This is a genomic window from Psychroserpens sp. NJDZ02, assembly GCF_004843725.1.
Lineage (GTDB): Bacteria > Bacteroidota > Bacteroidia > Flavobacteriales > Flavobacteriaceae > Olleya.
Genome location: NZ_CP039451.1, coordinates 3,716,302 through 3,734,884 on the forward strand (window position 1 = coordinate 3,716,302; position 18,583 = coordinate 3,734,884).

Below are 18,583 nucleotides of genomic sequence, written 5' to 3' on the forward strand. Positions count from 1 at the left end.
TTTCTCTTTTACAAAAACGCCCATCAAATTATTGATGGGCGTTTTTGTATTATTAATATTTTAAGTGTAAATCCTTATAGTTACTAGTTTTCCTTTATTGCTAATGCTTTTGTTTTATCAAATGTCATAAAGATGTTAATCCATATATTTCTTGAAATCCTTAAAATTATAGGAAGCAACAGTAACATAACAATTATTAATATAATGTAAGACGTCATAAAAGAAAGATTTAAGACATAGAAGGTTAGAAAAAATGAAATGGCACCAAAAAAGATACCGACAGGGTAACTAACGTACATCGCCCCAAAAAAGAAAGACGGTTCAATTTTATACTTGGTGTTACAGTGGCTGCAACGCTCTTTCATAGTTAATGTCCTTGTAACCTTATATGGGTTTTTTACGGTGTACATGCTTTCGTTTTGACAGACAGGACAATTTCCAGTTAAAATGCTATTAATTTTTGTGCCTTTTAAAAATTCCATAATTTTGACTTATATCAATTAATGATAATACTTTGTAATTTATATATGCAAGTAGCTGTATGTTAAAATGTCGTATACTGCTAAACATATATTTTGATAAAAAACTTTAATTTTATATTACAAATATAAGCTATATCTAAAATTGGATTGTTGTAATATTGTCGCTAATATTTGTATATTTAGGACATATTGAAGATGTATGAATACGATACCTATTTTAAATATTGAACAGTTTGAAGAGGATTCTTTTTCAAATTTTTATAGTAATGATTTAAGTACGCACTTAAAAAATAACGCACTAATGGTGCATAAACCGCATAGTCATAACTTTTTTTTATGTGTGTTTTTTTTAGAAGGAACGGGAACACACGAAATCGATTTTAATAGTTATGATGTTAGTAAAGGCAGTGTCTTTTTTCTAAGGCCTGGTCAAACGCATAGTTGGTCTTTTACTAGTGCACCAAAAGGTTATATATTTTTTCATACTCAGGAATTTTACGAATTTTATTTTTTGAATAAAACCATAACTCAATTTCCATTTTACTATTCTTATGAAAACCCACCTTATTTGGGTTTAAGTGAAACGGAAATTAAGGGCATTTCTTCTAGATTTGAAGACATAAATACGGAGTTTCATCAAACTAATATTTATAAAAAGCAAAAACTAGCAAGCCTTATTAATCTAACTTATATTGATTTGTCTCGTATTTATACAACTATAGATGCTAAGCATGAAGTCCTGTCATCATCCTATTTAAAAGCTTTAAGTGTTTTAGAGCATACCATTGAAACCTTTTATAAAAAAGAGAAATCTGCTAAGTTTTATGCAAACAAATTAAATATTACAGTTAAACATTTAAATAGGATTACCAAATCAACGATTAATAAAACCACAACCCAACTTATTACAGAACGCGTACTATTGGAAGCCAAACGATTATTAGTACATTCTAATAATTCGTTTTCTAGAACAGCAGAAACCTTAGGCTATAATGATTATGCGCATTTTTCTAAATTATTTAAAATGAAAGCAGGTCTGAGTCCTTTAGATTTTAAAAAACGGTATAAAATTGATGACAATTAATGATTTGATTTAAAAGAACAAATACGATAGAGTAGAGTAGTAGTACCTACAAAGGTAGCATTGTCAGAGTGTCTTAAAAGCAATGGAATTAATTTGAATATAAAATCAGAAAAACACCAAGCATAATACCAGCTAAAGGAATCAGTTTTTGTCGTTTATTTTTTTCTTTAAAAACTACCCCGCCAATAACAACAGCAATTATAATTTGACTTCGTTTTATTGCGGACAATAACATAATTAAGGCATCAGGATCTTGTAGTGCTTTAAAATAGAAATAATCTGCTGCTTGTAACAAAATTCCGACTGCAATAATAGACCATCTAAACTTGAAAGCTTGTCTTTTTTTAGCATAAGGAAACCAAGTAATAGTCAAGATGACCAGTAAAATAAGTATGGTATAAAGACAAAACCAAAATTGTAAGGTTTGAGGGTTTAAGTTTAAGGTTTGAATCAGGAACTTATCATATAATCCACTAGAAGCGCCTAAAAAGGTAGCACCAATTATAGCAAATATCCATTTATTACTCTTAAAATTAATACCTTCCTTTTTTCCAATTCTAGAATAAAGTAATACAGAAAAAATAATAAGAAAGAAACCTATCCATTGGTATGGATTAGGACTTTCTTTATAAATAACTATAGCGCCAATAAACGTAAAAAAGGGCCCAGCAGATCGTATTGGTGTAACAATAGTTATAGGTAAATATTTTAAAGCTTGATAGGCTAGTACCCAAGAACTGGCCATTATAATGGATTTTATAAAAATAAAACCATGTATTTTCCAAGCTATTTCTTGAAATTGGTAACCATGTGCTAAGGCATAATCTGGATAAATAAAGGATAACACATAAAAGGTAGCTACAAATATAAAACCACTAGAAACGGTTCCTAAAAGTACAGGAAACACTTCGTTACCTTGTACCGCATGTTTTTTGCACAAATTGTGTAAACCCAAAAAGAGTGCTGCTAATAAACCTAAATACATCCACATGGTGCGAATATAGTTGTTTCGTAAATGTTCTGAAGAGAATAGTTTCGGTTTTTTAAGATTTTAGAGCGATACAAAGACTGACCTTGTTTTTACGAAAACGATGTAAATTTATTTTTAACAGTACTTTTTTAATCGAATATAATTTGTGCCGTTAAAAATTTCAAAAACATTAATAGCTCAGAAAATATCAGAGTCCTATTTAAGTTGATAAAAAACTAAATTATTAGGAGAGTATTAGCTTAAATAATCACAAATTATATAAATAGCACCTATTTCTTTTAATGGATTGTTAAAACGGATATTTTGACCTTACAACGTTGATTTTAAAATATTTAAAATAAAAATATTTTACTAATATGGTATGTTGTTTCTTTGCAAACCTTTTTAGAAAATTCTTACAAAAGATGATTTAAAGAAGATATAATTTAAAAAAATTAAATTTATGAAACGGTATTACAAGATTTTTACATTCACATTAATATTAACATTTTTCGGGCAATTAACTTTTGCACAAAACACACTTAATCCTTGGTCTTTTGAGGTCGGTTTAAGTACTGTTGACCTTTATCCTGTAGGAGAAAATGCACCACAAGGAGATTATTTTGACGAATTTTTTAACCTTAATGATCACTACAACTTAGGGTTTTACGTTGGAGCAACAAGAAGCTTAACAAAAAATTTATCTATAACAGCAAAAGGAACAGTAAACGAAATAACTAAATGGGGAGATTTCGGACAAGCTGATGAAAGTGTACTAGTTGATAACCTTAAATATTATGGTTTAGACGGTATGTTAAATTATTCTTTTGGACAAGGTAAACTAAAGCCATTTGTTGGTATTGGTGGTGGTTACACTTGGATTGAAGAAGGGACGTTTAACACGTTTTCTACTGCCGGAGGTTCTGATAATTTAGTAGGTGCAGGAACAGCTAACGGTACTGTTGGACTAAAGTATAGAATAAGCGATATGTTTGCATTAAAATTACAAACAACTTACAAGCATTCGTTTGAAGATTATTTACCTAAACATTGGGATCATAATTTTGGTATTGTTTACACGCTTGAAAAAGGTGAAGACCATTCAATTACAAGACGTGCTTTTGTACCAAATAGCAAACGTTGGTCTTTTGAAGCAGGTGCTGCTGTTATAGATCTTTATCCTGTTGGAGAAGATGCACCACAAGGAGATTATTTTGACGAATTTTTTAACCTTAACGATCACTATAATTTAGGTGTTTATGCGGCGGTTACAAGAAATTTCACTAATAATTTATCTATTACTGCAAAAGGAACAGCTAGTGAATTAAGCAAATGGGGTGATTTTGGAGCAGCAGATGAAAGTGTTTTAGTTGATAATTTAAAATATTATGGACTTGATGGTATGGTAAACTATAGCTTTGGACAAGGTAGACTTCAGCCATTTATTGCTGTTGGAGGTGGTTACACTTGGATTGAAGAAGGTCCTTTTAACACTTCTACTGTTGATGGTTCTGATAGCTTAATTGGCGCAGGAACAGCAAATGGATCTGTTGGTGTTAAGTATTGGATTAGTGAGGATATAGGTATTAATTTACAAACAACTTACAAACATTCTTTCGAAGATTATTTACCTAAACATTGGAATCATAATTTAGGTTTAGTTTATAAATTATCAACAGAGAAAGTAGCAGAGCCAGTAGTATCTAATGATAGAGATGAAGATGGTGTACTTAATGATAATGATTTATGTCCTGATACTTTTGGTTTAGCTGCATTTGGTGGTTGTCCTGATACTGATGGTGACGGTGTTGCTGATAAAGATGATTTATGTCCTAAAGTAAAAGGTTTAATTGAATTTGGTGGATGTCCTGATACAGATGGAGATGGTTTTCCTGATAATAAAGATAACTGTCCAGAGGTTAAAGGAACTGATAATGGATGTCCATTAAAAATAGTTGAAACACCTGTTGTGCCAGTTACTGGATTAAGAAAAGTGTATTTTAATTACAATAGTTCTAAACTAGATCAAAATGCTAAAGTAATTTTAGATGAAATCGCTGCTAGTATTGGAGACGATGCTAATTATAACATTTCTATTGAAGGTCATGCAGATAGTAGAGGAAGTGATAAGTATAATTATAACCTTTCTGTAGTTAGAGCTCAAGAAATTAAAAATTACCTGACTTCTAAAAACATTGCAGATAGTGATATTACTATTTCTGGTAAAGGAGAGTCTCAACCAATAAGTACTAATGATACTGATGCGGGAAGAGCTTTAAATAGAAGAGTAGAGTTAACTGTAAACATTACTGCTAAGTAAATTTAATTTATTGTTAATTATTAATTGTGCTATCATAGTAATATGATAGCACTTTTTTTTGTGTCTTATTTTGAAAAAAGTAATTATTATGCGTTATAAAAACAGTAACAATTAAGATGATAATTAGTATTCAATTGTGTGTATTACTCTGTCTTTTAACACGTTGTTAAAATTGGTTAAAAAAGTTAAAAGTATTATAACAAGTAAATTTAAGCAGGTTTAAAAGTATTTATTTGTTGTAATCAACTTAAACAATTTACAATGAAAAAATTATTATGTATTACGGCAATTACCATTTTTGGTTTTACAAATGCACAAGCGCAAGTAGTGGAGTTTGGTGCTAAAATTGGTGCAAATTTCTCTTCTATTTATGGAGATACTAATGACAATGTAGAACTTATAACGAGTGTTATTAATTTTGGTGTTTATTCTGAGTTTGCATTATCAGAAAAATTATCTTTTCAACCTGAAATCATGTACTCTATTCAAGGTTTTAGTCTTACTGACGATCTTACGGGGACAGACAATATTGTATCATTAAATTACTTAAATGTGCCTTTAATGGGAAAATATCACGTTACTAAAGGACTGAGTCTTGAAGCAGGGCCACAAATAGGATTTTTGTTGTCTGCTAAAAATGAGGATATAGATGTAAAAGACACTTTTAAATCTATAGATTTTGGCGTTAATTTAGGATTGGAATATAAATTAGAAAACGGATTGAATTTTGGAGCACGATATAATTTTGGCTTATTAAATATTAATGATATTGAAGGGTCATCAGATAAATTTAGAAATGGGGTTGCACAATTTACTATTGGTTATTCTTTGTTCTAGAAAAACTGAAAACTACTATAAATAAAAAAAGGCTATACAATTACTATACTGTGTAGCCTTTTCTGTATTGTATCAATTATTTAATTACTTGTATAGCCCACACGATTAATAAAAATCCAATGCCGGTTAAAGCTGGCGCAGGAATTTTTAATATAAGACCAATACTTAGCATGGCTATTGCTGTTATTGCCAGCAGAATGCTTATTAAATTTAATTTTTTTATTCTAGTCATATAGCATTAGTTTTAATATTATTAATTAATTTCTTCAATGATACTACCACAAGTCATCATGGCTTCTCCATAATACGGATTTTTAATATCTTTCTCAGTACTTAGCCACATCGCACCTTTATTATTGTTTGCCATCGGGCATTTTTGAATATATAATGTTGTTTTTAAATCATCTATATTCATTGCTATGGCAACTAAATTTTCATTGAGTATTACAAAATGAGCACGTTGCTTTTCAATAGTACTGTTTTCAGAAATAGCTTTTAACATGGATAACGTTTTATTAAAATGAACTAATTCCATTTGGTTTAAGCCTTTTAGATTAATTTTTTGTGCTTTTTGAAGCATTGTCTTTGCAAATTCAGAAGCCTTATTGAAATCACTTGCAACAAGCGCATCTTTAATAGAAAAGTAAAGCGGTAGTGTTGTTTTAAATTCATTTTTAAAAATTAGAGGAAATGTCATCTTCATGTTTCCAGAAGGCGCTATTGGTTCTGATTTAACGGATTTATTCATCATAGATTTTTTGCCCTGTAATTGTGCAGCAGCATCTACGGTAAAAGTACCATTGGTTACCACTTCATCGCCAGTGTTTAAACCTTCTAAAACTTGATAATTATCACCAATTTGAGTACCTAATGTAATTTCACGCATTTCAAAAATAGGGTCGTTTGGATTCGATTTAATATAGATTACAGAGCGTTTTCCTGTCCATAAAACAGCTGTTGTTGGTATCGACAAAGCATCTGATTTACTAGCAGTAATCCCTTTAATTTTTCCTTCAACAAAAAGGCCAGGTTTTAATATTTGATCTTTATTATTAAGTACTACTCTTAATTTTACGGTTCTTGTTCTAGTATCTAAAATAGGATCTATAAAATCTACAGTGCCTTTAAATACTTTATTAGGATAAGCGTTAGTCACAACGTTAATATTTTGTCCTTTTTTAAATTGACTAATTTGGTTTTCATACACATCAAAGTTTGCCCAAACTGTTGCTAAATTAGAAACTTTAAAAATGGGTTTGCCATTCATAATATGTGCGCCATCACTAACCGAAATCTCTGTAACAACACCAGACACGTGAGAATAGATTGTAAAACTTGTTTTTACTTGACCCGTTTTTAAAACATCGTCTAATTGAGCGCCATGGATCTTCCAGTTTTTAAACTTATTTTGTACTGCTTTATATAACTGTGGCTGGGATTCTCGAATACTATAAGTGGTTATCAATTCTTGCTGTGCTGCAATTAAAGCTGCCGAATAAATTTTGGCAATAGCCTGACCTTTATTAACCTTTTCACCTAATGACTTGACATATAGTTTTTCTATTCTTCCGTCAAAATGCGCAGGTTGTATGGCTGTATTGTCTTCGTTTTCTACAATTTTACCTGATAATGTTATAGCATTATCTTCTGTATTACCATTACCAACTATTGACGTTTGAATATTGGCTAATGCCATAGCGTTTTCAGTCAGTTTAAACTGATCGGCTAATAATCCTTTTGCGCTACTTTCTGCAGGAATTAAATCCATACCGCAAATAGGGCAGGAGCCAGCTTCTGGTTGCATTATTTGCGGATGCATAGAGCAGGTCCACATTTGGCTAGTTTCTGCTTCAGCATTATGTTTATGCTCTGTTATGTTATTAGAAGTGCCTCCAAAAAGAAACCATCCCAATAGTAAACCAACTGCTAAAATTGCTATGTAAATTATATATTTTTTCATTGGACTATATTTTAATATTTCTTAAACGTAACGCATTGGCTATTACTGATACTGAACTGAAACTCATTGCTAATGCTGCAATCATTGGTGATAACAAAATTCCGAAAAACGGAAACAAAACACCTGCTGCAATTGGTATTCCGATGGTGTTATAAATCAATGCAAAAAACAAGTTTTGCTTAATATTTGTCATTACCGCTTCGCTTAAGTGTTGTGCCTTTACAATACCATGTAAATCTCCTTTAACTAAAGTTATCATTGCACTTTCTATAGCTACATCTGTTCCTGTTCCCATGGCGATACCAACATCACTTTTTGCCAAAGCAGGTGCATCATTAATTCCATCTCCCGCCATTGCAACTATTTTTCCTTGCTCTTGTAATTTGGTTACTTCTTGTAATTTATTTTCTGGTAACATGCTTGCTTTAAAATCGGTCAGATTCAATTCCAAAGCCACAGCTTGTGCTGTATCATAATTATCACCAGTTAACATTATTACTGCAACACCTCTATCTTGCAAATCTTTAATAGCTTTTGCACTCGTGGCTTTTATTTTATCTCCAATAACTACATAACCTACTACTGTTTTGTCCATGGATAGATAAGAAACAGTCTTCCCTTGTTGTTGATAGGTTTTAGCTTCTTCCTCCATTTCAGGAGTGATTTCAGCCTTTACGTAATCCATCATTTTAGGATTTCCTAAGGCTACTTTTTTATTATTTATAGTCGCTTCAACACCTTTACCGGTAACAGCACTAAATCCCTCGGATTTTAAAACTTTTGTGTTTTGCTCTTTACCATATTTTACTGTGGCTTCAGCTAAAGGGTGTTCGCTATTACTGTTTAAAGACACTATGTATTGTAGTACTTCTTTATCCGTTAAAACCGTATTAAAGGTAGCTGCTTTTTCTACGGTTGGCTTTCCTTCGGTAATGGTTCCTGTTTTATCAATAATTAAAGTATCTACTTTAGCCATTCTTTCTAAAGCTTCTGCGTTTTTAACTAGGACACCATTTTGTGCACCTTTACCCACACCAACCATTATAGACATTGGTGTCGCTAAACCTAGAGCACAAGGACAGGCAATAATTAACACTGCAATGGCATTTACAAATGCATACACATATATTGGTTCTGGTCCCCAAATAGCCCAAATACTGAATGTTATTAAAGAAATAATTACCACTACAGGTACAAAATAACCAGATACTTTATCTGCTAAGTTTTGAATTGGCGCACGACTTCTACTAGCATCATTCACCATTTTTATAATTTGAGAGAGTAGGGTGTCGCTCCCAATTTTTTCTGCTTTCATTAAAAAAGTTTGATTCCCGTTAATAGTACCTCCGCTTACTTTATCACCTTTAGATCTATCTACAGGAAGCGGTTCTCCAGAAATCATTGATTCGTCAATAGTTGTATTTCCTTCAGTTATAATACCATCTACAGGAATTTTGTCACCTGGTTTTACTTTAAGAATATCATGCAATATGATTTTATCAATACTAACTTCAATAGCTTCGTCATTTACTATTTTTGTTGCTTTATTTGGGGCTAATTTTAGTAACTCTTTTACTGCGGAATTGGTTTTACTATGCGCACGGGCTTCTAATAATTGCCCTAAAAGCACTAACGTTAGAATAACGGTTGCTGCTTCAAAATAAACATGTACAGCGCCTGATTCTGTTTTAAATTGAGCAGGGAAAACATCTGGAAAAAATAGTCCAAATACCGAAAAAAGCCAAGAGACACCAGCCCCAATTCCGATAAGTGTAAACATATTTAGATTCCATGTTTTAATACTTCTATATGCGCGTTCAAAAAACATCCAAGTGGCATAAAAAACCACAGGGATAGACAGTGTAAACTGAACCCAATTCCACTGTTTTTGTTCCAAAATGGTATATAATGGATTATTTGGAATCATTTCGCTCATGGCAATTAAAAATACAGGTACGGTAAACACCACTGCAATCCAGAATTTTTTTAATAGTTTATTATAGGTTTTCTCTTCTGCGGAAACATCTGGTTTCATGGGTACTAAATCCATACCGCAAATAGGGCAGGCTCCAGCTTCATCTTTTACTATTTCTGGATGCATTGGGCAGGTCCATTGCTCTGTAGTGTTGGTAGATAGGTTTTGTTCTTCGACTAAATCCATTCCGCATACTGGGCAATCGCCAGATTTGTCATAGGTTTTATCGCCTTCGCAATGCATCGGACAGTAAAAAGTACCGGTACCTTGTCCTTTGTTTATGTTTACGGACGTGGTACTATTGTTCTTAGCATGATTATGGTCTCCTAAATTATGTATGCTGTATCGACCACCATCGTTTTTTAAAGCCTCCTGAAAGGTTTCTAAGGCGATATGTGATTCCATTTCTATCGTAGCTTCCGCTTTTTCTAAATCTACTGTAGCTTTTAAAACACCTTTTACTTTTAAAAGGGTGTCTTCAACATGACTGCGACATCCGTTGCAAGTCATACCGTGTATGTGATATGTGTGTTTCATTATTACTTAGTTAAATAATTAATAATTATAGTTTGTAAATAGTAGTTTTTAATAGATTCTATTTGATTAATTTGAAACTTTAATTGTAGTTCCTGAATATCTAATACATCATTAAAATCAATAGTACCAGTTTCGTAACTTCTTACCAAAATAGATTCGGCATCTTTAGCTTGTTTTAAGTTTTTTACTTGTGTATTGTAACTGATTCTAGCTGATTTCCTGTCGTTTATGGCTTTTTCTAATAGTGTTTCTAGCGTGTTTAAACGGTCTTGTTTTTGAAATTCGATTTCTTGCTGTTGTAATTTGTTTTGCTTGGTTTTCGATTTATATTTTTTATTGAATATAGGAATAGACACCGAAACCATTGGCATAACTATATCCTTTCCGTTATCATTAAAAGTCATATTTGGTCTTTCTGAAATGGCGATATAATCTAAACCAAAACCTATCATTGGGCTACTTTCTTTCTGGTTTAGTAGTTCTGATTTTTCTACGGAAGCAAATAATTTATCATACTTCAATAGTTCTGGATGTAATGCTAAATTTTGAAACGTAATTTCAAGTGGTTCGGAAGGCATTGTTAATGACGCCACAATAGAAACTTCAATAGTATTATCTCTATTCAAAAGCTTGTTAAAAGCGGTTTGCTCTGCTAAAAAATCGTATTCTAAAACCTGTTGTAATTGCTCTAATTCATTCTGACGAATTTGTAACCTAAAGACATCAACTGCAGATGCTTTTCCAACTTCAACAGATGTTAAAGCCAATGTTTCATAAGTATCTAACAATTCAATATTTTCTGTTAAGACAGCCTGTTTCGCTTTGTTAACATACAATTTATAGTAAGATTCAGACACAGAAACGATTAACTTTCGTTTTGCAATTACGATGTCTTCATATTTGGCATCTGCCAGTGCACTCGCATAATTTTCACGGGAAGTAATAGTGCCAAACCAGGGTAGCATCTGTTTTGCAGATACTTTAAAGCGTTGCGCTCCTGTGCGTGTTTCTGGTTCACTGACAAAATAACCAGCACTAAATTCGGTATTAGGAAGTGCATTCACTTCGTTTACTTTTTCATTAGCTATGTTATACTGTAATTCAAATGTCTGAATATCAGGATTGTTTTCCAAAGCAGTAGTAATGTATGTTTCTAGTTCTTGAGAATTTACAGAGTGAACAAAGAAAAGTGAAAAACTAAAAACAATGAAATGCAGTACTTTTTTAATAGAATTTGTCATTATAATCTAGATTTTGATGTTTTTATGGAACTAACCAACATAGCTACCAATTCTTTATTTAAATTGAAATGATTTTCATATTGCTGTTTATTAATATAATTAGTGTCTTTTAATAAATCGATCCAATACAAAGTTTCATTGGCTTCTTTAAGAGCAATACTCATTTTATGAATAAAATCTGCTTTACTCTGTGCAAATTCCGCTTCACGAATTAACGCTCCAACAGCTGTTCCACTTCTTAAAAGTTGTTTACTTAAAACATATTCCTTTTGTTCTGTAACTAGTAATTGAGATAATTTCACAATTAAAATAGCAAAGGCATAACTTTTATCTTTTAAAATACTTCTTCCCATAATTTTAGTGTTTCACTTAGAACTCTTTACTTTAATCTTTTCACTTTCAACTTTCAACTTTCAACTTTTAGTTTTTCACTTTTAGTTTTTCACTTTAATCTTTTCACTTTAATCTCTTCTCTCCAGCTATATAAAACTGGGACAATAAAATAGGAGGTAATGTCAATAACCATCCCTCCGAATATTGGAATAGCCATCGGAATCATAATATCGCTTCCTTTACCTGTGGATGTTAAAACGGGTAACAACGCTAAAATGGTGGTTACTGTAGTCATTAAACACGGACGAATACGTTTTTCGGCAGCATGTAAAGCAGCAGCTCTAATACTTTTTTTGTCAGACGGTTTTTCGCGATCAAAAGTTTGTGTTAAGTAGGTAGCCATAACTACACCATCATCTGTAGCAATACCAAATAGTGCAATAAAACCGACCCAAACTGCGACACTTAAATTAATGGTTTTCATATTAAAAAGGTCTCGCATATTCTCGCCAAACAAGCTAAAGTTGAAAAACCAATCTTGACCGTATAACCAAATCATGATAAAACCACCAGCAAATGCAACCGTAATTCCGGTAAATACCATTAATGATGTGCTAACAGATTTAAACTGAAAATAAAGTATTAAAAAGATGATAGCCAATGCTAACGGAACAACAACAGACAATGTTTTTTCTGCTCGTAATTGATTCTCATAAGTTCCAGTAAATTTATAACTGACCCCTTTTGGAACAATTAGATCTCCGGACTCTATTTTTTGTTGAAACAAGGCTTGTGCATTTTCTACAACATCAACTTCTGCAAAACCATCCAATTTATCAAACAAGACATAACCTACTAAAAAAGTGTCTTCACTTTTTATGACTTGTGGACCTTGCTCGTATTTAATGGTTGCCAATTCACTTAAAGGAACAGGACTACCCGTTTCTACAGGAATATAAATATCTTTTATATCTTCCGGATTACCACGTAACTCTCTTGGGTACCGCACTCTTACAGCATAACGTTCTCGTCCTTCAACGGTTTGTGTTAATGCCATACCGCCAATAGCAACTTTTAAAACACTTTGTACATCTGCTATTGAAATGCCATAGCGTGCTATTTTTTCTCTATCGATATCAATTAGTAAGTAAGGTTTACCAACAATTCTATCTGCAAAAACAGCTTCTATTTTAACACCTTCCGCTTGTTTTAGTAGACGTTCCAATTCTAAGCCAAAGGCTTCAATTTGTTTTAAATCTTGACCTTTTACTTTAATTCCCATTGGCGCACGCATACCGGTTTGTAACATGACCAATCTGGTTTCAATAGGTTGTAATTTTGGTGCAGACGTCACGCCTGGTAATTTGGTGACGCGTACAATTTCGTTCCAAATATCATCAGGACTTTTAATTTCTGGTCGCCAGTTTCTGTAATATTCACCGTTGTTATCTTCGATAAGTTGTTCTTTTGCATTAAGAGATTGCCACGCTTCACTTTGTTCTGCTCGCAATGACATTCCGTTTTTCAACTCAAACATCCCATCAGCATTCACTTTATAACGTTGTCTTTTTCCTTCGGAATTGCGCATGTATTCCGATTTATATTGAATCATGTTTTCATACATGGATAAAGGCGCAGGATCTAAAGGCGAATCTGTTCTACCAGCTTTTCCCACTACAGTTTCAATTTCTGGAATAGTCGCAACCGCCATGTCTAATTGTTGAAGCACACGTTTGTTTTCTTCAACACCAGCATGTGGCAAGGAGGTTGGCATTAATAAAAACGACCCTTCATTTAAGGAAGGCATAAACTCTTTTCCTGTATTTTTCATAATCCAAAATCCAGATATAAGAACGGTCGCAGGAATTATTAAAAACAACACTTTATTGGCTAGAGCCCAGTTTAGAATCTGACTATAATACCTTCTAAAAACAGAAAACACACCTAAAATTCCGAAGCATATAATAGCAACAAAAATAAGATTGACAATGATACTGCGGTTAAAACCTAACGGTCTCCAATATTCGGCAAGTAGACATACAATTGCAATCGAAGAAATAATAATATTTATTAGATTTATTTTCTTCTTATCTAATCTCTTTAAAACACCTAGTAAACCAGTGATACCAAAAGCGACTAAGAGTAATCCTAACCAAAAACCGTTAATAATAATTGCAATTCCCGCAAGTATTAAAACGCCATTTAAAAAATATCTAAAGGAATTTTTTAATGTTGTTTTTCTGAATAAATACGCTGCAAAAGGGGGAATTAAAAACAAGGCGATTACCAAAGAGGCTGATAATGCCATCGTTTTTGTAAAGGCTAAAGGTCTAAACAATTTCCCTTCTGCACCAATCATAGTAAATACGGGTACAAAACTGATAATAGTAGTTAAAACGGCAGTTAAAATAGCACCAGATACTTCCGCAGTAGCGTTGTATATGATTTCGTTTATTGACAACTTATTATTTTCAACAGCATTGTGATTATTCTGAAGAGATTCCTCGTTACTCGTGCCTCGCGCTGTCGGAATGACATTTTCATTGTCGTCCAGATGTCGAATCATGTTTTCGGCGAGTATGACACCAACATCAACCATAGTTCCAATAGCAATAGCAATACCCGAAAGCGCCACAATATTGGCATCTACGTTAAACAGTTTCATGGCAACAAAAACCATTAAAACAGCAACTGGTAGTAATCCTGAAATTAAAATAGAAGCTCTTAAATTAAAAACCATTATTATAATCACCAAAATGGTAATTAATATCTCTAGCGTCAATGCTTCATTAAGCGTGTCTAAGGTTTCTACAATTAGTTCTGAGCGATCGTAAAAAGGAACCACCGTTAATTGAGAGGTGCGTCCATCTGCTAACACTTTAGATGGTAAACCGCCTTTAAGCTCGTTAATTTTTGCTTTTACATTGGTAATGACTTCCATCGGATTGGCGCCATATCTTGCCACTACAACACCACCAACAACTTCTGCACCTTCTTTGTCTAAAATCCCTCTTCGTGCAGCAGGACCTAAGGTAACCTTACCAATATCTTTAATTTTAATAGCCGTAAAGTCGGCGGAAGTCACCACAGCGTTTTCAATATCTTCAACAGATTTTACATAGCCTAAACCACGTACTAAATATTCGGCTTGATTAATTTCTAAGGTCTGTGCACCAATGTCTTGATTACTATTTTTAACCGCTTTTACAACTTGGTTTAAACCAATATTGTATTGGCGCATTAATTCGGGATTAACATCGACTTGATATTCTTGAACATAACCACCAATAGAAGCGACTTCAGCAACACCACTAGCAGAAGATAAACCATATTTTACATAGTAATCTTGAATACTTCTTAGTTCTTGTAGGTCCCAACCACCAGTGACGTTTCCGTCTGCGTCACGACCTTCTAAAGTGTACCAAAATATTTGCCCTAAACCTGTAGCATCCGGTCCTAAAGCAGGATTTACATCTTCTGGCAATAAGTTACTTGGTAAAGAATTTAACTTTTCTAAAATACGACTACGGCTCCAGTAAAACTCAACATCTTCTTCAAAAATGACGTAGATACTAGAGAATCCAAACATAGACGAACTACGAATGGTTTTTACTCCAGGAATACCCAATAGGGAAGAGGTTAATGGATAGGTAATTTGATCCTCAATATCTTGAGGCGATCGACCATCCCATTTTGTGAATACAATTTGTTGGTTTTCGCCAATATCAGGAATGGCATCTACAGCAACAGGATCGCTTGGTAAAAAGCCACTGTCCCAATTAAAAGGTGCGTTTACAGTTCCCCAACCAATAAAAAGGGCGAGCAATAATACGGCTACGAGTTTGTTTTCTATTAGAAATTTAATGCTTCTATTTAGCATAAGGTTTGATGTTTAAAACAATTAGAAAAGGATGTTATCCAAAATAGGAAAACACCAAATACAGTACAGTATCCTAATGATATACATCACTGGATACTACAGTCTATTGTTTTAAAATCAGATTAAATACGTTTCGTCTAACTTAAAGATTTGAGTTCTGACGAGTGGTGGTTGATACGTTTCAAAAGAAACGGTGTTATTTTTTACACCTTCAAAAAGATTGATATACGTGTAAACAAATGAAGCTATAAAAAAATGTTGCTCCAACGACACTTGATCTAAATTAAGCTTAAGCTCATTTTGACCATCCACAACAAGTTGTTCGTCACTACAACAGCTTTTTTTTGTAATAACACAACCTTCTTTTGCCGGTTGTGTCATTTCCATACCGCAGCCTTTTGCTTTTTGGAACAACGCTGTTTCTACTAAAGTATCACCACAATAATGCATGTTAAATGTAAATGACATTGTAGATAGTAACACTACCAAAGCCATTGCAAAAGACATTATTTTATGTAATACTTGCTTCATAAGAAGTTACAAAGGTATAAAATATATTGAGGAACTATTTAAAGTTGTGTTAATTAAAGCTTTTATTTACTACAAGATTAATTACTCAAAAGTATGACGCTGTTCTGCTGTTGATGAGGCACTTAATAATTGATTAAACATTTTTATCGAATCAAAATTTTGAGTGATAGCATCCGATACCGCAATTCCAGAAATCTCTATTTTTAATAACGCTGTAACGTCTTCTGTTGTAACACCTCCAAAAGCAATTATTGGAATTGGTGTTTTTAAAATAGTGGTAACGGCTGCTAAACCAGCCATGCCTAGAATAGGAGCTGCATTATTGGTTGCGCTACTGTCTTTAAAAGGCCCCAGAAAAATATAATCTATTTGAGCGTCTAATAATTTTTCACAGTCTTCTATAGTGTTTGCTGTGCCACCAATACTTTGCCAAGGATATAAATGTGTTTTGACTAGAGTAGGAGACGCGTCTATTTTATCTAAAAATACGCCATCAGCTTTAATAGCCTTTGCTATTTTATAATAATCGCAAATGATTAATCTTGTTTGATAGTGCGTGGTTATTTTTATAACCTCCTTAGCTAGTTTTAAATATTTTTTTTCTGATACATTGTCATAACGTAATTGCACTAATTCTGCTCCAGAAGTACACGCTTTTTGAATGTTCTCTAAAATGTCTTTTGACGAGTTTCCTTGGCTGATATAATGTAATTTAGGTATAATCATGGTAGCGGTATCTTTGTATTGTTTCTTATAAGAAAGCTTAATTAACAAGGCTTTCTAATGCATAAAATAAACGGTTTTGGGCATTATCTTGCGATCCAAAAATGGAACGGAATAATGCGCCTTTTTCAGAAATTAAAACCCATTGTGGCGTGCCTTCTGATTTAAATTGGTCAAAAACGCTGTGGTTTTTATCTATGTAAATGGGAAAAGGATTCTCTCCACTGGTAAAAATACTTTTTATTGATGCTTTTGTGCCTTCTCTATTTGGAAAATCAGCATGAATACCTACCACTTGAATGGATGGATAGTCTTGTTGAAATTGATAAGCTAAAGGAATAGCACGTCCCGTGCATCCTAAACAGTCATTATTATAGATAATAAGTAATATTACTTTATTTTGATAAAGTGCCATTAAATCTAAAGGTAATCCTTCTAAATCTACAACTGATATTGTTTTTATAGTGTTAGTCATGTTTAGAGTTTTCCGTTGTATTACCGTTTTGAATTGAGGTGTAAGGCATGGTATTAAGAAATATAGTAAACAACATTGCTTTAATGGTATTCCATTCAGAAACAAAAATACAATTATTATACACAACTAGGCATTAAAGAGCAATACCGAAAGGTTACTAATGCAAAAAAGTATTGTGATTTTTTTAGGATCACAATACTTTTAAATTATAATGTTATAGGTGTTATTACATTCTAATTTAGACCTGCGTCTCTATATTTTCTCCAACTTGTACCTTGAGTACATTGGCAATCACTCATACCTTGTAAAAAGTCTATCCCTATAGTAATGGCATGTGTACCAGAATTATATGCTGATAAGTCATTCATAGTAATTTGGTAAGAATATGCGAAATAAAAACCTTTTTTCATAACACCCGCCATTGGTCCAATGTTAAGTGGTTTTAGTGCTTGATCATTTAAAAAACGATAAGATGCACCAACCCAATAATAATCTCCATTACGATTAAACTTTCTATACTTAAAGTTAATATCTGTACTAGATCTTCCATCGTTGTTATATCTCTGATAGAAAATAGATGGTTCCATCTCTGTATATTTAGCAGTTTGAAAAATATATCCTGCATAACCTTGAAAATTTAGTAATTTACTTGGTTCTATTCCTGTAAAGTTATCAATATCCTTATCTAGTATGTTATTAGCATTAAAACTAGCATAGAATAGTTTCCAACGGTATAAAATACCGACATCAAAATTACTGTTGTTAATAGAGCGATCGTCTGTGATACTTGGATCTACAATCGGCATTTCATCATTACCTTCAAAATTATCGATATCAATTCTAAAGCTATTAAAATTGTATGATAGACCAAAGGACAAATATTGTTGTGATTTGGAATCTAAAGTAATATGATGAGCAAAAGAAAACTTGGCACCTTTTTGAAGCGTGTTTCCGTTTTTATCATTGTATAAAGTAACACCAACACCTGTTTGGTTACCAATTCTAAAATCGGCATACAAAGCTTGGTTATCTGGCGCATCTTTTATACCTACCCATTGTGTTAACCCGTTAGCTCTAATTCTTAAATTATCTCCAATACCTGCGAATGTTGGAGAAATAATAAAATCGTTATCTGCCAAGTATTGTGTAAATACAGGTAGATTTAATTCTTGCGCATAACTGTAAGAAGCGAAAAGAAGAACGATATATAGTGTGATTTTTTTCATTTAACTATT

General features: G+C 32.7%; 15 protein-coding genes. 3 read left to right on the plus strand and 12 right to left on the minus strand.

Features of this window, described 5'->3' with window-relative positions:
- Nucleotides 1–83: 83 nt before the first annotated feature.
- Nucleotides 84–482 carry a DUF983 domain-containing protein gene (locus tag E9099_RS16465; protein WP_136584606.1) on the minus strand — a complete coding sequence of 133 codons (399 nt, stop codon included), beginning with the start codon at nucleotides 480–482 and terminating at the stop codon, nucleotides 84–86.
- A gap of 199 nt (nucleotides 483–681) precedes the next feature.
- Between E9099_RS16465 and E9099_RS16470 the strand changes: the two genes are divergently transcribed.
- Complete coding sequence (locus E9099_RS16470; protein WP_136584607.1) at nucleotides 682–1,566, plus strand: AraC family transcriptional regulator; 885 nt, start codon at nucleotides 682–684, stop codon at nucleotides 1,564–1,566.
- Between the two features lie 88 nt (nucleotides 1,567–1,654).
- On the opposite strand, the gene E9099_RS16475 is transcribed toward E9099_RS16470, so the two are convergent.
- A complete protein-coding gene (locus E9099_RS16475) occupies nucleotides 1,655–2,557 on the minus strand; it encodes an EamA family transporter (protein ID WP_136584608.1) in 903 nt (300 codons plus the stop codon).
- Nucleotides 2,558–2,999: 442 nt separating this feature from the next.
- Here E9099_RS16475 and E9099_RS16480 point away from each other — a divergent pair, with 442 nt between their 5' ends.
- Both E9099_RS16480 and E9099_RS16485 read left to right on the plus strand, forming a co-directional pair.
- Nucleotides 3,000–4,856: an OmpA family protein gene (locus E9099_RS16480; protein ID WP_136584609.1), complete on the plus strand. Its 1,857-nt coding sequence runs from the start codon at nucleotides 3,000–3,002 to the stop codon at nucleotides 4,854–4,856.
- A 261-nt stretch (nucleotides 4,857–5,117) separates the two neighbouring features.
- Nucleotides 5,118–5,693 carry a porin family protein gene (locus E9099_RS16485; RefSeq protein WP_136584610.1) on the plus strand — a complete coding sequence of 192 codons (576 nt, stop codon included), beginning with the start codon at nucleotides 5,118–5,120 and terminating at the stop codon, nucleotides 5,691–5,693.
- A 76-nt stretch (nucleotides 5,694–5,769) separates the two neighbouring features.
- Here the strand turns inward: E9099_RS16485 and E9099_RS19305 are convergent, their stop codons facing one another.
- From E9099_RS19305 to E9099_RS16530, 10 genes are all read right to left on the minus strand, one after another.
- Complete coding sequence (locus tag E9099_RS19305) at nucleotides 5,770–5,925, minus strand: hypothetical protein (protein ID WP_168800770.1); 156 nt, start codon at nucleotides 5,923–5,925, stop codon at nucleotides 5,770–5,772.
- A gap of 21 nt (nucleotides 5,926–5,946) precedes the next feature.
- Complete coding sequence (locus E9099_RS16490) at nucleotides 5,947–7,653, minus strand: efflux RND transporter periplasmic adaptor subunit (protein WP_136584611.1); 1,707 nt, start codon at nucleotides 7,651–7,653, stop codon at nucleotides 5,947–5,949.
- Between the two features lie 4 nt (nucleotides 7,654–7,657).
- Nucleotides 7,658–10,165, minus strand: a complete 2,508-nt coding sequence (locus tag E9099_RS16495) for a heavy metal translocating P-type ATPase (RefSeq protein ID WP_136584612.1) — start codon at nucleotides 10,163–10,165, stop codon at nucleotides 7,658–7,660.
- A 2-nt stretch (nucleotides 10,166–10,167) separates the two neighbouring features.
- On the minus strand, nucleotides 10,168–11,406 hold the full coding sequence (locus tag E9099_RS16500) for a TolC family protein (RefSeq protein ID WP_136584613.1): 1,239 nt from the start codon (nucleotides 11,404–11,406) through the stop codon (nucleotides 10,168–10,170).
- The gene (locus E9099_RS16505) at nucleotides 11,406–11,759 is read right to left on the minus strand and encodes a four helix bundle protein (RefSeq protein WP_136584614.1); all 354 of its coding nucleotides are present in this window, start codon (nucleotides 11,757–11,759) and stop codon (nucleotides 11,406–11,408) included. Before E9099_RS16505 ends, E9099_RS16500 begins: the two co-directional genes overlap by 1 nt.
- An 89-nt stretch (nucleotides 11,760–11,848) precedes the next feature.
- Complete coding sequence (locus E9099_RS16510; RefSeq protein WP_136584615.1) at nucleotides 11,849–15,619, minus strand: efflux RND transporter permease subunit; 3,771 nt, start codon at nucleotides 15,617–15,619, stop codon at nucleotides 11,849–11,851.
- A 117-nt stretch (nucleotides 15,620–15,736) separates the two neighbouring features.
- Nucleotides 15,737–16,150, minus strand: a complete 414-nt coding sequence (locus E9099_RS16515; RefSeq protein WP_136584616.1) for an HYC_CC_PP family protein — start codon at nucleotides 16,148–16,150, stop codon at nucleotides 15,737–15,739.
- Between the two features lie 81 nt (nucleotides 16,151–16,231).
- Nucleotides 16,232–16,876 carry a thiamine phosphate synthase gene (locus tag E9099_RS16520; RefSeq protein ID WP_136584617.1) on the minus strand — a complete coding sequence of 215 codons (645 nt, stop codon included), beginning with the start codon at nucleotides 16,874–16,876 and terminating at the stop codon, nucleotides 16,232–16,234.
- Nucleotides 16,877–16,913: 37 nt separating this feature from the next.
- On the minus strand, nucleotides 16,914–17,348 hold the full coding sequence (locus E9099_RS16525; protein WP_136584618.1) for a TlpA family protein disulfide reductase: 435 nt from the start codon (nucleotides 17,346–17,348) through the stop codon (nucleotides 16,914–16,916).
- Nucleotides 17,349–17,581: 233 nt separating this feature from the next.
- A complete protein-coding gene (locus E9099_RS16530) occupies nucleotides 17,582–18,574 on the minus strand; it encodes a type IX secretion system membrane protein PorP/SprF (RefSeq protein WP_136584619.1) in 993 nt (330 codons plus the stop codon).
- Between the last annotated feature and the right edge of the window lie 9 nt (nucleotides 18,575–18,583).

Bases quoted from the DNA above. Each gene is read 5' to 3' on its own strand.
- E9099_RS16525 (WP_136584618.1), bottom strand. From the start codon at position 17,348: ATGACTAACACTATAAAAACAATATCAGTTGTAGATTTAGAAGGATTA.
- E9099_RS16490 (WP_136584611.1), bottom strand. From the start codon at position 7,653: ATGAAAAAATATATAATTTACATAGCAATTTTAGCAGTTGGTTTACTA.
- E9099_RS16530 (WP_136584619.1), bottom strand. From the start codon at position 18,574: ATGAAAAAAATCACACTATATATCGTTCTTCTTTTCGCTTCTTACAGT.
- E9099_RS16495 (WP_136584612.1), bottom strand. From the start codon at position 10,165: ATGAAACACACATATCACATACACGGTATGACTTGCAACGGATGTCGC.
- E9099_RS19305 (WP_168800770.1), bottom strand. From the start codon at position 5,925: ATGACTAGAATAAAAAAATTAAATTTAATAAGCATTCTGCTGGCAATA.
- E9099_RS16505 (WP_136584614.1), bottom strand. From the start codon at position 11,759: ATGGGAAGAAGTATTTTAAAAGATAAAAGTTATGCCTTTGCTATTTTA.
- E9099_RS16470 (WP_136584607.1), top strand. From the start codon at position 682: ATGAATACGATACCTATTTTAAATATTGAACAGTTTGAAGAGGATTCT.
- E9099_RS16510 (WP_136584615.1), bottom strand. From the start codon at position 15,619: ATGCTAAATAGAAGCATTAAATTTCTAATAGAAAACAAACTCGTAGCC.
- E9099_RS16485 (WP_136584610.1), top strand. From the start codon at position 5,118: ATGAAAAAATTATTATGTATTACGGCAATTACCATTTTTGGTTTTACA.
- E9099_RS16500 (WP_136584613.1), bottom strand. From the start codon at position 11,406: ATGACAAATTCTATTAAAAAAGTACTGCATTTCATTGTTTTTAGTTTT.
- E9099_RS16465 (WP_136584606.1), bottom strand. From the start codon at position 482: ATGGAATTTTTAAAAGGCACAAAAATTAATAGCATTTTAACTGGAAAT.
- E9099_RS16520 (WP_136584617.1), bottom strand. From the start codon at position 16,876: ATGATTATACCTAAATTACATTATATCAGCCAAGGAAACTCGTCAAAA.
- E9099_RS16515 (WP_136584616.1), bottom strand. From the start codon at position 16,150: ATGAAGCAAGTATTACATAAAATAATGTCTTTTGCAATGGCTTTGGTA.
- E9099_RS16475 (WP_136584608.1), bottom strand. From the start codon at position 2,557: ATGTGGATGTATTTAGGTTTATTAGCAGCACTCTTTTTGGGTTTACAC.
- E9099_RS16480 (WP_136584609.1), top strand. From the start codon at position 3,000: ATGAAACGGTATTACAAGATTTTTACATTCACATTAATATTAACATTT.